The organism is Ktedonobacter sp. SOSP1-85 (assembly GCF_016587415.1).
Taxonomy (GTDB): domain Bacteria; phylum Chloroflexota; class Ktedonobacteria; order Ktedonobacterales; family Ktedonobacteraceae; genus Ktedonobacter.
In genome coordinates, this window is record NZ_BNJI01000001.1 from 2,138,666 (window position 1) to 2,156,183 (window position 17,518).

General features: G+C 55.2%; 14 protein-coding genes and 1 pseudogene. 6 read left to right on the forward strand and 9 right to left on the reverse strand.

What is annotated here, in order from left to right; translation table 11 throughout:
- Window positions 1-3 precede the first annotated feature (3 nt).
- Window positions 4-2,481, reverse strand: a complete 2,478-nt coding sequence (locus KTE_RS08990) for an endonuclease MutS2 (protein ID WP_201380353.1) — start codon at window positions 2,479-2,481, stop codon at window positions 4-6.
- Between the two features lie 510 nt (window positions 2,482-2,991).
- Between KTE_RS08990 and KTE_RS08995 the strand changes: the two genes are divergently transcribed.
- Complete coding sequence (locus tag KTE_RS08995) at window positions 2,992-3,426, forward strand: hypothetical protein (RefSeq protein WP_201380354.1); 435 nt, start codon at window positions 2,992-2,994, stop codon at window positions 3,424-3,426.
- A 98-nt stretch (window positions 3,427-3,524) separates the two neighbouring features.
- On the opposite strand, the gene KTE_RS09000 is transcribed toward KTE_RS08995, so the two are convergent.
- Window positions 3,525-3,683 (reverse strand): hypothetical protein, encoded by a 159-nt coding sequence (locus tag KTE_RS09000; protein ID WP_201380355.1) that lies wholly within the window; start codon window positions 3,681-3,683, stop codon window positions 3,525-3,527.
- Between the two features lie 53 nt (window positions 3,684-3,736).
- Between KTE_RS09000 and KTE_RS09005 the strand changes: the two genes are divergently transcribed.
- Window positions 3,737-4,366 (forward strand): hypothetical protein, encoded by a 630-nt coding sequence (locus KTE_RS09005; RefSeq protein ID WP_201380357.1) that lies wholly within the window; start codon window positions 3,737-3,739, stop codon window positions 4,364-4,366.
- A gap of 219 nt (window positions 4,367-4,585) precedes the next feature.
- Here the strand turns inward: KTE_RS09005 and KTE_RS09010 are convergent, their stop codons facing one another.
- From KTE_RS09010 to lepB (KTE_RS09020), 3 genes are all read right to left on the reverse strand, one after another.
- On the reverse strand, window positions 4,586-5,407 hold the full coding sequence (locus tag KTE_RS09010) for an alpha/beta fold hydrolase (protein WP_201380359.1): 822 nt from the start codon (window positions 5,405-5,407) through the stop codon (window positions 4,586-4,588).
- A gap of 624 nt (window positions 5,408-6,031) precedes the next feature.
- Entirely contained in the window at window positions 6,032-6,841 is an 810-nt protein-coding gene (gene lepB / locus KTE_RS09015) for a signal peptidase I (protein ID WP_236600334.1), read from the reverse strand.
- 236 nt (window positions 6,842-7,077) lie between these two features.
- Entirely contained in the window at window positions 7,078-7,704 is a 627-nt protein-coding gene (gene lepB / locus KTE_RS09020) for a signal peptidase I (RefSeq protein WP_201386542.1), read from the reverse strand.
- 485 nt (window positions 7,705-8,189) lie between these two features.
- Here lepB (KTE_RS09020) and KTE_RS49515 point away from each other — a divergent pair.
- The 3 genes and pseudogenes from KTE_RS49515 to uvrA all read left to right on the forward strand — a co-directional run.
- Window positions 8,190-8,825 (forward strand): annotated as a pseudogene (locus tag KTE_RS49515) (excinuclease ABC subunit UvrA); the annotation flags it as partial.
- 42 nt (window positions 8,826-8,867) lie between these two features.
- Window positions 8,868-9,638, forward strand: coding sequence for a hypothetical protein (locus tag KTE_RS49520; RefSeq protein ID WP_374226805.1), 771 nt, complete (start codon window positions 8,868-8,870; stop codon window positions 9,636-9,638).
- A complete protein-coding gene (gene uvrA, locus KTE_RS09030) occupies window positions 9,635-11,380 on the forward strand; it encodes an excinuclease ABC subunit UvrA (protein WP_236600336.1) in 1,746 nt (581 codons plus the stop codon). Before KTE_RS49520 ends, uvrA begins: the two co-directional genes overlap by 4 nt.
- A 72-nt stretch (window positions 11,381-11,452) precedes the next feature.
- On the opposite strand, the gene KTE_RS09035 is transcribed toward uvrA, so the two are convergent.
- From KTE_RS09035 to KTE_RS09045, 3 genes are all read right to left on the reverse strand, one after another.
- Complete coding sequence (locus KTE_RS09035) at window positions 11,453-12,712, reverse strand: undecaprenyl/decaprenyl-phosphate alpha-N-acetylglucosaminyl 1-phosphate transferase (protein ID WP_201380365.1); 1,260 nt, start codon at window positions 12,710-12,712, stop codon at window positions 11,453-11,455.
- A gap of 150 nt (window positions 12,713-12,862) precedes the next feature.
- Window positions 12,863-13,762, reverse strand: coding sequence for a peptide chain release factor N(5)-glutamine methyltransferase (gene prmC / locus KTE_RS09040; protein ID WP_201380367.1), 900 nt, complete (start codon window positions 13,760-13,762; stop codon window positions 12,863-12,865).
- Between the two features lie 26 nt (window positions 13,763-13,788).
- Window positions 13,789-14,190, reverse strand: coding sequence for a DUF2203 domain-containing protein (locus tag KTE_RS09045; protein ID WP_201380368.1), 402 nt, complete (start codon window positions 14,188-14,190; stop codon window positions 13,789-13,791).
- 479 nt (window positions 14,191-14,669) lie between these two features.
- Between KTE_RS09045 and KTE_RS09050 the strand changes: the two genes are divergently transcribed.
- Complete coding sequence (locus tag KTE_RS09050; RefSeq protein WP_201380369.1) at window positions 14,670-15,923, forward strand: MFS transporter; 1,254 nt, start codon at window positions 14,670-14,672, stop codon at window positions 15,921-15,923.
- Window positions 15,924-16,046: 123 nt separating this feature from the next.
- Here KTE_RS09050 and KTE_RS09055 read toward each other — a convergent pair whose 3' ends face one another.
- The gene (locus KTE_RS09055; protein ID WP_201380370.1) at window positions 16,047-17,465 is read right to left on the reverse strand and encodes an MFS transporter; all 1,419 of its coding nucleotides are present in this window, start codon (window positions 17,463-17,465) and stop codon (window positions 16,047-16,049) included.
- Between the last annotated feature and the right edge of the window lie 53 nt (window positions 17,466-17,518).

Here is a 17,518-nt window from a genome sequence, read left to right on the forward strand (position 1 = left end):
AGTTTATGCGCTGAGATTGACGACGGTGACGCCATCGCCGCCCTCCTGAGGAGGCGCGGAGTTGAAGGACTTCACCAGGGGGTGATGCGAGAGCTGCTGGCGTACCGCCGAGCGTAGCGCCCCCGTTCCCTTGCCGTGCAGGATGCGTACAAGCGCGAGGCCCGCCATCGTAGCATCGTTCAGGTAGGTCTCCAGCTCCTCCAGAGCATCTTCGACGCGCCAGCCACGCATATCAAGTTGCATGGAGACCGCCGGGCGGTCCTCGTAGCGCGGCATGACAATGCTGGGCGCGCTAGGGACGACGCTCTTTTCACGCTCCTTCGAGGCCTGGCGATTGCTGACACGCTCGATGTTATCCACGTCAACGCGGAAGCGCATTGATCCCATCTGCACCTCGGCCGAGCTATGATCGGGCGAGAGGCCAACTAACTCCGCGAGCTGACCAAAGCTCAGCACACGGACCGTGTCACCCACCTGCAAGGGACCATCCAGACGCTGAACCGCCGGATCTTCCTTACGCGGCTGGGCTGGCTCAGGCACCAGCGCAACTTTGTCCTCCAGGCGGCGAGCGGTGTCCCGCGCCTGGTTCAGGCGCTCGCGGGAGACGCTGGCTCGATCAGCGGTAGCGCGGATCTTCGCCAGCTTGTTCTGGACTTCGTCGAGTTCACGTCGCGCCTGCGCCCGTGCCTGGTTGATGATCTTAACACGCTCCTCCTCCAGGCGATGGCGCTCCTCCTGCAATTGCTTGCGCTGGTATTCGGCCTCAGCCCGCTCCATGCTCAGGTGATAGCGCTCGTCAGAGGCCGCCTGGCGCTCACTTTGCAGACCCTCAAGCAGGTTCTCCATACGCACACCAGAGCTGCCCAGGAACTGGCGGCTGCTCTCAATGATCGGCTCATCCAGACCCAACCGCGTCGCGATTGCCAGGGCGTTACTACGGCCTGGCAGACCGATGCTCAGCTTATAGGTTGGCGAGAGCGTCTCTACATTAAACTCAACTGAGGCATTGACGACGCCTGGCTGCTCATAGGCAAAGGCCTTCAGCTCGGTATAGTGCGTGGTCGCCACCGTCGAGACCTTACGCTCAAGCAGGTAGGAGAGAATCGCCCGTGCCAGGGCCGAGCCTTCGCTGGGATCGGTACCCGCGCCCAGCTCATCAAAGAGTACCAGCACATGATGGTTCTGGCGCTTCACCAGCGTCTCCGCCAGCCGACCATGAATGTCCGGCACATCTTGTTGCTGAACCGCCTCCACGCGCCGTAGGATATCAATGATACGGCTCATGTGCGAGGAGAAAGTACTCAGGCTCTGCTCAATACTCTGCTCATCGCCGATGTCGGCCAGTACATCCTCGAAGACGGCAATCTCCGAATGCACGTCAGCCGGGATATGCATGCCAGACTGCGCCATCAGGGTCAGCAGACCCACGGTCTTCAAAGCGACGGTTTTACCACCTGTGTTAGGACCGGTAATCACCACCATGTGGAACTCGCGCCCCAGGTAGAAGTTCGTCGGCACCACCTTCCCGGTCAGGAGGGGATGGCGCGCATTGTGCAAGTCGACACGCCCTTCGGCATTCAGGATAGGCTCGCTGGCGCTCGTCATACGCGCATAGCGTGACTTTGCCAGGTAGGTATCAAACTCGGCCAGCAGTTCGACCGCGACCGTGAGCGACTCGGCCTCGTGGCCAATCTCGGCGGAGAGCACACGTAGAATGCGTTCGATCTCGCGCCGCTCCTCGACCTGTAGCTCACGGATACGGTTATTGAGTTCGACCACGACCATAGGCTCAACAAAGACTGTTGCGCCGCTGGAAGATTGGTCATGGACAATGCCGCGCACCTGGCCACGACTCTCGGCGCGCACCGGGATTACATAGCGATCATTGCGCATGGTAATGATCGGCTCTTGCAGGTGCTTGCCATACTCACCCACCAGGGATCGCAAGCGATCTTGCAGGCGCTGGCTGGCACCGCGAATATCGAAACGGAGCTTTCGCAGGGTCGGGCTGGCGGTATCCAGGACCTCGCCCTCCTCGCTCACGGTCTCCTCAATGCGACGAACGATCTGTGGACGCTGGGGGATATCCGAACCCAGTGTATGCAGCAGAGGATAGTGCTCCGGCTCCAGCTTATCCAGCAGGCGCGCCACATACAGCGAGCTCCGCACTGTCTCTAGAACCTCAACCAGGTCGGAAGGCGCCAGGATGCCCTCACGAGAGCTACGCACCAGGAGGGGGCGAATATCGTGTGCGCCCCGCACCCCTACATCGGGATACAGGTCGATCAAGCGTACTGCTTCAGTTGTATATGCCAGGCGACGCCGCGCCTCATCCAGATCCGGCGTGGGCGTCAGGGCTAAGACCAACTCTTTACTGGCGGAAAACGCCGCCTCTTGCGCTACTTTCGCCAGAATTTTGGGGTATTCGAGCGTCGTTAAACTTTTTTCGTGCATATGCGTATTGAAAATGTCCTTAAACATGGCTATGCGCCCGGAGGTGGGCACAACGGCTTCATCCTTCTTATGCGAAAACCAACCCCCATTCGGGGGCGCAGCGCCACTATTGTGGCTAGCGCTCCCCCCATTCTGGGGCAAGCGCGCTCAGGTTTTCGAAGAGGCACTTCGAGGAAAATTCAGAATAATTACTTCGGCGACCCTCACTCATGGCACAACAGAGGGTACAATATGGTCTTAAGCCAGAACTATCATGGGTGTGTTCTCTTCAGGGGTTTGCTGTCCAGTCCGCACTACTAACAAAAAATAGAAGATGCTGCTCGCCGCCGCCCGCTCTTGACTAAGATACCATATATTGTCGCTCACGACAATAAGCCAACTACCTTTTTCAAGAGTATAGAGTGTGGTCGCGTCTTCGGCGCCTCGGCGCCGAAGACGCGACCACACTCTATACATAAAAACCCTATCCCTGTGACAAACGTATATGCAGAAAGGGCCTTTGTATGACCTGCATCAAAGGATGGGAGTTGAAAAGCGATGATCCTGCAAAAAGGCGAGCGTGTCTTCTGGGGAGCGCCAGAGGTTATCTACCTGGAAGGCACTATTACCCAACTGCAAGAGGAGAGTCAGAGCGTCGTCGTCCATGTAGAGCGAGCCACACCTCATTCAGCGCACTTGATTGGCAACGAGATCGCCTTTGCCGCTCAGGGCCTGCAACCCCTGCAAGGCGCAAGCCCTCCCGGCACCACCAGCGAGCGCGCAACCCAGGCCCTTCCCCCTCCTCAGTTTAGCGACGAGGAAAAGGTACGCCGTGGCGCAGCAGTCGCAGTCCACCAGCAATATGGCTACCATCTCTCGCCAGAGCAAGAACAGGCCCTCATCAACCAGGTCGCGCAAGCCATTAACGCGGACCCGGCCCTGCGTCAACGCATCATCCAATCCATGGACGAGATTTTGCATCGCGAGCGTTAACCTCAATAAACGGGGGAAATATATGAATTGCCGACAGTGCAACGCACCAATCGACAGGCAGGCCAGCTTCTGCCCTCAATGTGGAGCCACCGTACAATCTAGCGCGCCACCTGCCTGGCAGCCATCATCGCCGGGCAATCCCCATGAGGAAAAGACGTTCCTCGCGGGTCCATCACAACAACCCTCCTGGCAACAGCCAGTACCAGGCCCACAAGCAGGAACTTCTTACCAGAGACCAGGGCAAATGTCTCCCTCAATGCCTCCTGCTCCGTTTCCACAGTATCAGAGAAATTCAGCAGGAGAGAGAAACATGCAACCAAACGCAGATCCAAGAGGAGCAGCAGTCCAGGAGAGGCCTCAACCACGTAAGCGTAGCCGCGCAGGCCTGACCCTGGGCTGTTTCTCTATTCTTATCATACTGGTCCTGGCCCTGGGAGCCATCTGGACCTTCGGCATACGCCCTTACGCTCACGATATGGCGACGCAAGAGTTAGATGCCGCCATGACGAGGGCTGTGAACCAGGTACCGGACGCATCGAATATAACAAACATTCCCGGACTTCCCCCACTTCCCCCCGGGATCGATGTGCCTATTCCGCCCCTGAAGGTTTCGCAAGATACATTCAACAACCTGGTCGTGCTCAACCTACCACCAAATAGCCCGGTCCAGAACCCCAGCACTCAGATTACACCCGATCATGTGCGGCTAAGCTTCACAGTCTATGGCTTCGCTAGCGCGATCTCAGTCCTACCCCAAATACAAGATGGAAAGCTTGTCGCCACCAACACTACCCTGGAAGGACCCATCGGCCTGGTTCTCTCCTCTGACGACATCACGACACTGCTCAATAAACACTTCGCCGACGCCCAGGCCCGACTCAAGCGCCCCATCAAGAGCATCACCCTCAACAACGGAGACATGAGCATCCAACTCGGCTAGCATCATGTGTAGGGGCCATGCTTGCATGGCCTCACAACTCCGCTTATAAGGAGATCTCCCATTTTACACGTGTATAGTGAATAACCACACGTGTCAGAGCATCGGTCAGGGAGCGCGAATCGGTACGGAAGAAATCTTCTCCCATCACTGCCCCTATAACTGCCGCCGTATATGGATTCGACTTCCTCTCCCCATCAAAGATACCAGGCCGGTGGGCGGTCAGCGGCTTTCGTCTTCCTCCACCCGATCCAGCCACTCACGCATGAGGGCGTGGCACAGCACATTCTGTTCGATATCCACAAAATGTCCAGCCCGATCAAGTACAGCAAACGTCGCTCTGGGGTAGTTGTCCAACAGATCCCAGGCGTCCCGGTATCCACAAATTTGGTCCTGCCGTGCAGTCAGAATGAGCGTGGGGCCACCAAAGGGAGTGGGAAGTCGATCCACATCAAAGGAAAAGGGGCCAGCCGGATCTAGCTGAGCGAGAAAGGTATGGTCGGCTAGCTGGACCTCTGCCAGCACATCGCGCATCGCCTCCACCACCGTGTGGCTCTGTACCACAACAAGGTCCGCGATGATCTGTGCCTCGCTCGGCTCTAATTGGGCCATTAACATCGGGTCTTCCACAAGCGTGGTCCTGGGTGGGAGATGAACCTGGGCGGGATCGGCCTTCATTTGAGGTACACAGAGCAGCACGCCATCGATCAACGCCGCCCTATGATAGAGTACACCACGAGCCAGGTAGCCACCATAGGACATGCCAGCGAGCACGAAGCGTTGGTCTGGGATGACCTTGTCGATGAACGCCAGCACAGTTTCGAGCATCTGATCGTGCGTGGCTAGACGGTCCACGCTCGGGGTGAGCCCTGTGCCGGGTAAGTCAGGATAGATGCGTAGCCAGCCATCCCGCTGCGCGAAAAGAGGTTCCATGAACCGTTCCATAATACGATGATCGCTTGGCCGCCCAGGCAACATGACGATGGGCCGACCAGCGCCTCTGATTTCATAGAAGATCGCCAGATCTCCCAGGTTACATTTCACGCGCTCATACCTCCGTTTAGTGTCGTTTGTCAGTATTGTGATCGGATTTGACTTAATCCTTATCATTGCATGAACAAACGAAACGAGAAGTAGCGGCAACTTCTGCCACATTTTCTATCAATGATACCACAATGTACAGAATGGTGATGGAAGAAACCAAGTGTGAAGCATTTTTCCAGGCGATAAATGGTCGCCAAATCGGTACCAATAACAAGACAATTCCGTTGAAATATGTTCAACTTTTCCATACAAGCAACTCCTAAAACCCTTCTTAAGGCCTTCTAGAAATGTTGGCAGTAGCATTATCGAGCCAGGATATACAGTTCCTCTGTTCGCACTTTTCTCGTACCCATCTAACTATAGCCACGTAATCTGAGCCACTTTTATCTACATTATCACTATACAGATCTGAGAGACGCCATGTATGTTGGACATAGTCATAAATGTTCCTTTGCAATGTTTCTTGCAAGCGCCTCGACCATTCATATCTTTCGAGCATTTTCTTACTCCAGCCTTCGCTGAGGAAATATTTAGCCGGGTAGGGAAAGCTTCTTTCCCTACCCGGCTAAAGGTACTTCAACGAGAAAAACAATTTTTAAGCTTGCCTGTTCTTCAGACTACTTATTACACCTCTTCTTCCTGGTCCTGCTCAGTGGCTTCTTTGGCGTTGCAGCGGCGTTGGGCGCGTTGCCGCCAGTACCACCAGCCGCCAAGGAGGGTGGGCAGCAGGAAAGTGGTGGGCAGTTCGGCCTGGGAGATGAGTGAGGGATGCCCACCCTGCGAGGGAGAGATTCGGGTGGCAGGAACAGGGGCAGGCTTCACCGGACACATGGTGGGATTACTGGCCTGGGGTGGCTGGGGCACCTGGTCAAAGATACCGCTCTCGTTCTTGACCAGCCCCCAGTTATCCTGTCCTAAGGGCCAGAAGACAAACGCGGCCTGGCCTACGAGATTCTGCTTGGGAACACAGCCCCAGGCCCGCGAGTCTGAGCTACCAGCACGGTTGTCTCCCAGCACAAAATAATCGCCCTGGGGAATGACCATGTTGACAATGGGCGCATAGGGATTCCCCTGGCGGTGCGGATCGATATATGTCTCAGATAATGCCTTCCCATTTACAAATACAGTCGTGCCTTGAATGGTGATGACGTCGCCTGGGAGGCCAACAACGCGCTTGATGTAGTCCTGGTCGGGTTCAGGGGGAGCGGCAAATACAATCACATCGCCGCGGCGGGGTGGATGGAAGAGATACGACCACTTGTCGACAAAAATAAATTGTTGATTGTGAAAGTTCGGCTCCATGCTCTGGCCATCAATGTTGAAGTTCTGGACTGCCAGGCGAATCACCAGAAACATCAAGACGGTCAACACAATGGTTTCGATGATTTCACGCACCAAGCGGAAACGTTTTTCAAAATCCAGCTCTACATCCACGGGCTTTCCTCGTTAAACTGTTTCAAATAATATCAATAAGTTCCACCATAGTATACAGGAAGGATACCACGAAACGTAGCGTCGTGCTGTTCGTGGCCCCCCGACAGTACTATTTCCTGGTTGCGCAGCTACTTCTGATCCGAAAACCCTGAGCGCGCTTGTCCCCGAATGGGGGAAGCGCTAGACACGCAAATGGCGCTGCACCCCGAATGGGGGTTGGGTTTCGGAATAAGATCTTAGCGCCTGGCATTGATTGTATCCGATGGTTGGTGTACCTTCGCGTAGACAGATGAGACATCAGGCAAAAGGCCAATATTATCCGCCTTAAACGGCCAGTAAATAAGCGCAGCACGCCCAATGATGTTGGCGCGTGGGACCAGCCCCCACGAGCGCGAATCATAACTGTCAACGCGATTATCCCCCATCACAAAGTAGTAACCAGGAGGGACAAGGAGATTATGTATGGGTCTATCAGTGGGTGAGGCCCCTGCTTTGGCGGGATCAACGTATGTCTCATTGAGCCGCACACCATCAACGGTTGGCACCCCGTTCTCGACCGAGATCACATCTCCTGGCACAGCGATAATACGCTTAATGTAGTCGGCAGTCGGTTGCGGGGGCGCCTCAAAAACAATGACATCCCCACGCGCAGGCTGGCGTACATAATAGCTCGCCTTATCGACAATCAGGCTCTCCTGATTATGGAGCCGCGATTCCATACTCTTGCCCACCACATCAAATTTCTGCACCGCGAAGTTGATCGCGAGAAAGAGCAATACTGTCAGCGCCAACGTCTCTACCAGCTCGCGCACAAAACGGTAGCGCTTCCCAGTATTCAGCTTTACACCCATACGTACCTCCACCAAAGTCACTTCCTTCTTCTCAGGCCACATCTTTGCAGCCAACCAAGACAACTCTGCTACAAGCTGTTTTTATTGTAATCTATTTCCATCAAAGGAACATAGCCATATTTAGACAGAATTACGGACTACACGTCATAAACCAAGAAATAATTCCCCGCTCCAGAGTGTTTTCTCTTAGTAGTGACCCTTTTGGCCTGTAGCAATTCTCACATGTACAGAATGGGGTTGATGGATTGGGAGGAATAACGCAAATGCTCTTACGCTCCCCTTTGAGAGCATGAAAAGAATCCGCTCTAGCCGGTCCCATAACCCTTGACGCAAAGCCGCCAGTATAGTAGTGTTAGATGGAACGTTTGTTTGTATTTTCTACGGTACATTAGCGCAGCGACGCGAGCGTCGCTGAGGATTGAAACGTTGGCACACCCACATAGAAAATAAGCACTGTAGTTATTCTACGTTTTGCAGGGACGGACGGTTGGATTGTTATGCCCCAGGATAAAATAGTAGTTCGTGGTGCACGTGAGCACAATTTAAAGAATATTAACGTGACCATTCCGCGCGATAAGCTCGTGGTCATCACAGGTCTTTCGGGTTCGGGGAAGAGTAGTTTGGCGTTTGATACCATCTTCGCGGAAGGGCAGCGTCGCTATGTAGAGTCGCTCTCGGCCTATGCACGCCAGTTCCTGGATAAGATGGAGAAGCCCGATGTTGAACACATCGACGGCCTTTCGCCTGCTATCTCCATCGATCAGAAAGGCACAACCCACAACCCACGCTCAACAGTTGGCACCGTTACCGAAATTTATGACTACTTGCGCCTGCTCTACGCACGCATCGGTCACCAGCATTGTCCCCAGTGCGGTCGCGAGGTCAGTCAACAGACCCTCCAGCAGATTGTGGATGCCGTCCTCAGCCTGGCTGACGGCTCACGCATCATGCTGCTGGCCCCTCTTGTTCAGGGCCGTAAAGGCGAATATAAGAACGTCTTTGAAGAGATGCGCCGTTCAGGCTATGTCCGCGTGCGCGTCGATGGCGAGATTCGCGACCTGAGCGACGAAATCGACCTGGATAAACAGAAGAAACACACCATCGAGGTCGTGGTTGACCGCCTGGTTATTCGCAAACAGAAACGCGAGGAGAACGAGGAGAATGGGCTGAAGAAGGTGGCCGAGCGGCCCGCGCTCTACGAGGTCAATGCCAGCAAAGAGGCCCATCACGACGAGGACAATATCGCGGAACCAGATATTCCCGCGATCCTGCATGAAGAGGTCGATCCAGCCTTCCGCCAGCGCCTGACCGATTCGCTGGAGACGACCCTCAAACTCGGCAATGGGGTCGTGCTGGTCTCTGTAATTGGTGGAGAGGAAACGCTCTACTCGGAGAAGGCAGCCTGCGTCTACTGCGGCATTAGCCTGCCGGAGATCGCTCCCCGCACCTTCAGCTTCAACAGCCCCCACGGGGCCTGCCCCACCTGTACCGGCCTGGGAACGCAGATGGAGATCGATCCCGAACTGATCGTGACCCATCCCGAGGTCAGCATTCTTGAGGGTGCCATCGCCCCCTGGAGCAAGATTGTCAATGGCAGCCAGTGGCATAGCGCCATTCTGGAATCCCTGTCCAAGGCCTATGACTTTGATCTGAATACGCCCTGGCAGGACCTGAATGAAGATATTCAGCAGAAAATCCTGCACGGTATTCCTGAGCAACTTGCCATTCGCTATACACCTCAGCATGGGCAGACCAAGACCTATAATGTCCATTTCGAAGGTGTCATCCCCAATCTCGACCGGCGCTATAAGCAGACCGATAGCGAGGGTATTCGCGAAGAGATTGAAGGCTATATGACGGCACGCGTCTGCCCGGATTGCCGGGGCGCACGCCTCAAGCCAGAGGCCCTTGCCGTTACCGTGGGGGACATAATATCGTCCAGGTGACGAGCCTCTCAATCACGCACACTCAGCGCTTCTTCCAGGAGTTGGAGGATGACGTGCTCGCCAGCCGGAGCGGCGTCAAGCCTGGAGAGCCAATTCACCTGGCACCAGTGAAGAATGGCAAGACGAAGAAAAATGGCAAGCAGGGCAATAGCCTGCTTGGCGATCCCCTGGCGAAAATTGATACGCGGGGACAGCTCGTTGCGACGATCCTGACTGAGCGCGAGCGCTTTATCGCGCGCCAGGTGCTCAAGGAGATTCATGCCCGCCTACAGTTCCTGGTCGATGTCGGCCTGGACTACCTGACGCTGAGCAGGGCCGCAGCCAGCCTCTCTGGTGGTGAGGCCCAGCGCATCCGCCTGGCAACCCAGATTGGTTCTGGCCTGATGGGGGTACTCTACATCCTGGACGAACCCAGCATCGGCCTGCACCAGCGTGATAACGAGCGCCTGATCAAGACCCTGACGCGCCTGCGCAACCTGGGCAATACGCTGCTGGTGGTTGAGCATGACGAGGACACAATGCGCGCCTCCGACCATATCATCGACATTGGACCGGGCGCAGGTGAGCACGGTGGCTATGTCGTGGCCGAGGGAACCTATGACGAGATCGTGGCCAATCCCAACTCGCTCACCGGCGACTACCTCTCACGCCGCCGTCGCGTCGAGATTCCCGCCGAGCGCCGTCCCGGCAACGGTAATAAGCTTACCATCAGGGGCGCAAACGAGAACAATCTGAAGAATGTCGACGTCGATATCCCCCTTGGGAAGTTCGTCGTTATCACTGGCGTCTCAGGCTCTGGCAAGAGTACGCTCATCACCGATATTCTCTATCGCAAATTAGCACATACCTTCCACCGCGCCCATGAGCGCCCTGGACAGCACGAGACCATTGAGGGGCTTGAGCACCTGGACAAGGTCATTGATATTGACCAGTCGCCGATTGGGCGCACACCACGCTCCAACCCGGCCACCTATACGAACGCCTTTACCGGCATTCGCGAACTCTTTGCCCAGGTACCCGAATCGCGCATGCGTGGCTATATGCCTGGCCGCTTCTCCTTTAACGTTAAGGGTGGGCGCTGTGAAGCCTGTAAGGGTGAGGGCATTGTACGCATCGAGATGAACTTCCTGCCCGATGTCTATGTTCCCTGCGAGGTCTGTAACGGCAAGCGCTATAACCGTGAGGCCCTGGAGATCCACTACAAAGGCAAGACTATCGCCGATGTGCTGGATATGACCATTGAGGAGGCCGCTAGCTTCTTCGTGAACGTTCCCTCTATTCATACCAAGATGCAGACGCTCAAGGATGTGGGTCTGGGCTATATGCGCCTGGGGCAGCCCGCGACAACGCTTTCAGGTGGTGAGGCTCAGCGCATTAAGCTGGCGACCGAGCTATCACGCCGCGCCACGGGACGCACACTCTACATCCTGGATGAGCCCACCACCGGCCTGCACTTCGCCGACGTAGATCGCTTGCTCAGCGTCCTACAACGCCTGGTAGATACCGGGAACACGATTGTCGTCATTGAACATAACCTGGACGTCATCAAGTGTGCCGACTGGATCATTGACCTGGGACCCGAAGGGGGCGACGGGGGTGGTCGCATCATTGCCGAGGGCACACCCGAGGTCGTGGCACAGGCGCCACAGTCCTATACCGGGCATTTCCTTAAGCGCATGCTGGAGGAAGAAATCGAGATGATTCGCCAGCTCAATGAGACTTCCAACGAAGTCATGGCGTAGAAGAAAGCAGAAAAAGAAGGCTGAGGAGCTTGTACAAGCTCCTCAGCCTTCTTTTTCTGCTTTCTTCCGAGATTAACCCTCTGTCTGCAAGCGGGCGTGATGGTGCTCGCCCCCAGTTGGATTTGACTCCTGCTCGTCAGAGAGAGGCGGGCGTGGCGAGTTGAGCAAGGCCTCGCGCTGCTTCTGGAGATTGTCCAGCCAGAAGGTCAGGAAGAGCATCGTCGCGCCAACGAGCAGCAGGCCGACAATCTTAACCCCCTTTGGCAGGCTCAGAGCCAGGAGGCCAAAGGCCGTTGTCAGGCCATAAAAGATATAACAGATCTGTTTGGCGTTCAAGCCTGTAGCCATCAAGCGATAGTGGAGGTGAGAGGTCGTATCGGGCTGGGCGAACGACTGGCCACGACGCAGGCGGCTAGCGATGATCACGGCAACATCCAGGATAGGCACACCCAGGACCATCAAGGCCAGAGCCAGCTTCGCCCCGCCCATGATTGAAAGCGCCGCCAGCATAAACCCGAGAAATTGCGCCCCGCTATCACCCATAAAGATCTTGGCCGGGCTCCAGTTGTGCGGCAGAAAGCCTAGCACCGCACCTGTGAAGATTCCCGCCAGCAGGCCAATAGTGTACTGACCAAGGTAAATACTAATGATGGTAATGAAGAAGCCAGTAATTCCGACCACACCCGTGGCCAGCCCATCCAGGCCATCGACAAAGTTGATGGTATTGGTCATGCCCGTAAACCAGAACCAGGTAACGATGACAGCTGGGATCGCCAGCCAGGTAATCTCCGGCTTATGGATCAATATAGAGATGATTGGCTGCTGATACCAGGGGAGACCGGGATGCTCGACCGCGACGCCAAAGGGATTGCTAAAGCCAAAGAGAATGATGCCATAAAAATGCCAGTTCCACGGACCAAGAATAATCACGACCGCGAGCGACTGGACAATAAATTTATGGAGGGCACGCATCCCACGCACATCGTCATATGCATGGACCGCTACCAGTAAGAGGGAGGCCGCCATCAATAAGATAAAACGAATCATCTCATCCGGCTTCACCTCGTGGTTGGACGCGTAAAAGATGAGTGAGGCGACCACGAAGGCCAGGAAGATAGCTACCCCGCCCAGGCGTGGCACTGGCTTCTTATGAATACGATCGCGCTCTTTCGTAGGCCGATCCAGCAAATCGAACCGGGTGCAAAACTTGATGACCCCAAAGGTAAAGAGGTACGAAAGCAGAAACGCGACCGCGCCGCCTCCTAGAATTAAGAGCAGGTCTGGTAAACTAAACGATGACACTTGAGCCTCAACGATTCTCAACAGAGCCATGTGGACTCTCCCCGCTAAACGCGTCACAGCAAAGATACATTGCTACTACGCACTCTTTTTTCTATAAAAACACGCAAATACATCACTTTTGACGGTCTCATATATGAAGCGGGGTATAACCCAGGATCATGCCTCAGTAACGGCGATCAGTTATGGGACCTGGTTGCTGCCGGGTAATCGCACCACCAGGTGGCGGTCCAATCCGGCGTAGTCACTGATACACGCCACATCGGCCTCGGGCCATAAACTCTTTATCAGGCGTGTCAGTGGCTCTTGATGCAGGTAACCCATTTCCAACACACACCATCCCCCAGGCCTCAGCATACCATATTGACGGGCTTCGCGACACAGGCGCGTCAATAAGCCTAGCCCATCTGGACCACTAAAAAGGGCCAGGTGTGGCTCATAATTCCATACGTCGGGAGCCATCTGTGGTAATTCGTCTGTGCCGACATACGGTAGGTTGGCGAGCAGCATATCTACGGGCTGGGGCAAGGCCTGCAAGAGATCGCTCTGCAACAGGATCACACGCTCCTCAACGCCATAGCGCTGGCAATTGGCACGCGCAACCTCTAAGGCCTCCGCCGAGACATCGCAGGCATAGATTACAGGCAGGCGTGGCTCCTCTAACGCCAGGGTAATCGGGATAACCCCGCTCCCGGTGCCAACATCGGCCACAACTGGCATCTCTCCCGCATCCAGGCGACGTCGCGCCTCCTTGAGCGCGGCTTCCACCAGTAGTTCCGTCTCGGGGCGGGGAATAAGCACGCGCTCATCCACCTGGAAGTCGCGCCCATAAAATTCCTTCTCGCCAACAAGATACGCGACAGGCTCGTTGCGGGCGCGCCGCTCAATGAGTTCGCGAAAGCGCTTCTCCTGCTCTGCGCTCAGCTCTCGCTCGGGATAGGCATACAACGTCGCCCGTGGCACCTGTAGTATATGCCCCAACAAAACCTGGGCATCCAGGCGCGGATTCTGCTCCCCTCCGCGCCCATCACGCACTTGCAAACGCTGTATTCCCTCTTGTAACGCCTGTTGAATGCTTGCCATACCAAACTCTCTCATACTTCTTCTTACTACTCATCCTCAAATGGTTGACGGCCCGCGAAGCCTGCCTCCAGGGTGTGCCAGTAGTCGATATGCTCTTCGCCCAGGTGCCAGCAGAGGTAGACCTCTTCGCCGTTACGCAAGCTCAAAAAATCAATTAGACCAATTTCTGGGTCCTTCAGCTCACAACCCAGTCTCTGCAACTCTTCCATCGCCTGTTGCAACGCCTGAACATGCTCCAGCAAGCTCTCCTGAACATGCAGTATTTTGCCTTGCAGGTGGTGCCCATTACCCATAGACTTCACCTGCATCTCCTCAAGATCCTTCTCTAGCCCTTGCGCCTGACGATAGTGAACCTGGATTTTGTCTAGCTCCACACTGATCGCAGGCAGCAAAGCCTCAGCTTCGGCACGCGTAAAGTAGTGCGGCATATGCTCCCTCCTCTTCTCTGTTGCTGGCTTCAACAAACATCCCGCTTGTTGTCATATCACAGAGCGAAAACCGACCTGCTTAGTATTTTATCATTCTCCCTGTTTCTAGTGTCAGTGCCCCACAAAAGTCAACTGCTCTATTGCGCCAGGACCCTTCATATTGACCAGCCAGAAGGATTTCGCTATACTCATCCCTATAAACAAATGTAAGAAGAACATCTCGCTTTCTAGCAGTCAGTTGGAGGATACCGCACGGTGCAGCCCCATTATTGAGCCTTCTGAGCCGGTTGGAGTACTGGCCGGCGTCCAACTCAAACAAGCATTCATTACCTCAATCTCACAAGAGAAGCACAGGGCTGCCAGCATGCTCCGCCTGGCCATAGCCGTGCTCCTCCCTTTATTGTGTACTCCATGACCAGTCATCTTCACAAAGCTTTTTACTCTTTTCCCTGGACACACAATGAAGGATTTTGCTTTATATGGATCAGATCGATACCTTGCCAGCCAGGCCACCTCAACCCACGGCTAGCTTATGGCACAATCGCGCCTTCTTGCTCCTCTGGAGCGGGCAGATTGTTTCCGAGACGGGGAGCCAGGTCTCACTTTTCGCGCTCCCATTGCTTGTACTCGCCTTTACCAACTCACCTGCTCAGGCTGGCTTTCTCAGCGCCATCCAGTTGCTACCCTACCTACTCTTTAGCTTGCCCGCGGGCGCACTGGTGGATCGCTGGAACCGCAAGCTGGTCATGCTGGCCTGCGATACGCTGCGCTGGCTCCTCCTGGCCTCCGTGCCTGTGGCCTTCTATCTCGGTCACCTGACGCTACCACAGCTCTATGTCGTAGCCTTCCTCGAAGGGACAGCCAACGTACTCTTTGGTATCGCTCAGCTCTCGGCCCTGCCACGTGTAGTCGCTCCCAAGGATGTCCCCTCAGCCTATATGCTGAGCGAAATTACTCAGAGTACCGCCACACTGGTTGGCCCCAGTCTTGGGGGTCTGCTAATTCAGTTCGCAGGCGCGACACTGCCAGGTACGATGCTGGCATATATGGCTGATAGCCTCTCTTACCTTGTCTCAGTGCTCTCGCTAGGGGGTATTCGTGTGCCTTTTCAGCAGCAACGCGTTGTGGCACAACCACAATCGCTCGTGCAGGATGTACTTGAAGGACTACGCTTTCTCTGGTGCCAGCCCCTGCTCCGCCTGATGGCTCTGCTCACGACGCTAATCAATTTTATGCAGGCCGGAATTACCCTGGCGGTGATTCTCCTGGCACGTGACACCCTTCACCTGGACACACTTACCCTGGGTATCGTCATCAGCGCCAACGGGATTGGGGGTCTCCTGGGAAGCGCCATCGCGCCCTGGCTACAAAGGCGCCTGAGCATGGGACCAATCATGCTCGGTTCCCTGCTTGGCTGGACGCTGGCGAGTACACTACTGGCATTGAGTTCTGGCTCCTGGATGCTCATCCTTGCGATGGGGCTAATCGGCCTGCTCTGGCCTTGCTATGCCGTAGTAGTCGTCTCCTACAGACTCTCGCTTGCCCCCGATGAACTGCTGGGGAGGGTAAATAGTTCGTTTCGCCTGCTCACTTTTGGTATTGAACCCGTGGGGAAAGCACTCTGGGGCCTCCTGCTCCTCCCCCTGGGCGCCCGTCAGGAGTTAATCTGGATCGCGCTCGGCCTGGGCCTGATCACACTCCTTGCCGCCTTTACACCTCTGCGCCAGGCCTGACAAATTATCTCTATTAAGTTGATGTGATAGGAGATTGGCAGCCTATGGCTGCCAATCTCCTATCACATCAACTTAATAGAGCGAGCGCCGCAGGCGCGAGAAGTCACACAAAGGCAATTTCTATCAAGAAAGTAAGCCTTTCTTGGGTGGCTGCAAGAGATCATCGCGGTGATAACGCATATAGAGCACACTTAAGAAGGAGCACACACCCATCAAAAGCGAGAATTGCATCAGGCCATAGAAGCCATGCCAGTCGACAAAAAGTCCGCCTAGCGAGGTCCCGATAAGCTGTCCCATGGCCAGTACCACTGAGTAGAGGCCCATGACCGCTCCTCGCTTGCCATGCATCGACTCAGCAATGGCGCTCATCTGCATTAATGCCACAGGAGTAAAGCCACTCAGCAAGAGCACACCCAGGGCGACAATACCTAGCAGGATCAGGACTACCGTAGACTGGTCTGGTACGACATCGCTCATTGTCTCACCCAACCCGTTTATCACCGTTAGTGCGCTTATCGCTATCCCCAGGCCCACCAGGCCAATCAGCATCACGGTTGAACGGCGGAAACGCGCGACAAACAGCATCCATATACCCATCCCACAGAGGAAGAGCAGGGCAAAACCTCCCACCCAGAGCGATGACTCCATCTTGCTAAAGCCGCCATAGAGGAGTTGTCCAGGATGGCGCAGAGCCGCCGCGTGTTTAGGATAAGCCAGCATGATGGTGATGAGTACCACCCACGCCCCCACCAGGGCGTTGACAGAGAACCAGGCAGGCAAGAAGGTCGAAATTCGGCGATAGCGCAGAACCTTAAAACCCTCCAGGAATGAGCGCCGGGACGTGGTACGTTCCTGAATTTCCACGCTCTCGCGCACACCCAGGAAAATGATGAGTAGCGCAAGCATATATAATGCCGCGACAACCAGGAAGCCCCAGGTATCAAGCGTGCTACTGACCTTTCCCGCAAAGGGGATGGCCAGGCCAATGGCGCCTACTGTCACCACTTCAAAGGCCGTCACCGCACGCATACGCAGGCGCTCTGAGCCAATCGTGATATCCGTCAGGTAGCCCAGGGTCGCTGGCACATTCATACCAGTTGTCGCACCCTCCAGCAGGCGTCCGAATAGGATGATCACGAGCAGCAACACGAGGTGTACATTCAAGACATGAACATTTGGATGCGGGTAGAGGCGCGAGGCCAGCAAGAAGCAGAGCGTGGCTATGGTTGCCATTATAGGGGAGAATAAGAGAAATGGACGCCTGCCCACATGATCGGAGAGACTTCCAACAACAGGCGATAGCAAGAGTTCGGTAATATAGAATGCTTCAAGCACCAGTGCCACTAACGTCGCCGAAGCGAAGCGCTCGCCCAGGTAAAATCCTAAGATGACAAAGCTTGTACGGCCCGCAATACGAATCAGCAGGGTTGAGAGAATGGCCGCAATAAGCGAAAAACGTGGCACCGAAAATCGTGACTGATCCGCCCTCCCAGGGGGACCAGAGGCATGCTCTTTATTATCTTTGCTCACATCTGAAATCATTTTCTACCGCTCTCTTTTGTCACAGAACCCACAATGGGTAAACATTTGCATGC

Bases quoted from the DNA above. Each gene is read 5' to 3' on its own strand.
- KTE_RS08990 (WP_201380353.1), bottom strand. From the start codon at position 2,481: ATGTTTAAGGACATTTTCAATACGCATATGCACGAAAAAAGTTTAACG.
- KTE_RS08995 (WP_201380354.1), top strand. From the start codon at position 2,992: ATGATCCTGCAAAAAGGCGAGCGTGTCTTCTGGGGAGCGCCAGAGGTT.
- KTE_RS09005 (WP_201380357.1), top strand. From the start codon at position 3,737: ATGCAACCAAACGCAGATCCAAGAGGAGCAGCAGTCCAGGAGAGGCCT.
- KTE_RS09035 (WP_201380365.1), bottom strand. From the start codon at position 12,712: ATGGCTCTGTTGAGAATCGTTGAGGCTCAAGTGTCATCGTTTAGTTTA.
- prmC (WP_201380367.1), bottom strand. From the start codon at position 13,762: ATGGCAAGCATTCAACAGGCGTTACAAGAGGGAATACAGCGTTTGCAA.
- KTE_RS09045 (WP_201380368.1), bottom strand. From the start codon at position 14,190: ATGCCGCACTACTTTACGCGTGCCGAAGCTGAGGCTTTGCTGCCTGCG.
- KTE_RS09050 (WP_201380369.1), top strand. From the start codon at position 14,670: ATGGATCAGATCGATACCTTGCCAGCCAGGCCACCTCAACCCACGGCT.
- KTE_RS09055 (WP_201380370.1), bottom strand. From the start codon at position 17,465: ATGATTTCAGATGTGAGCAAAGATAATAAAGAGCATGCCTCTGGTCCC.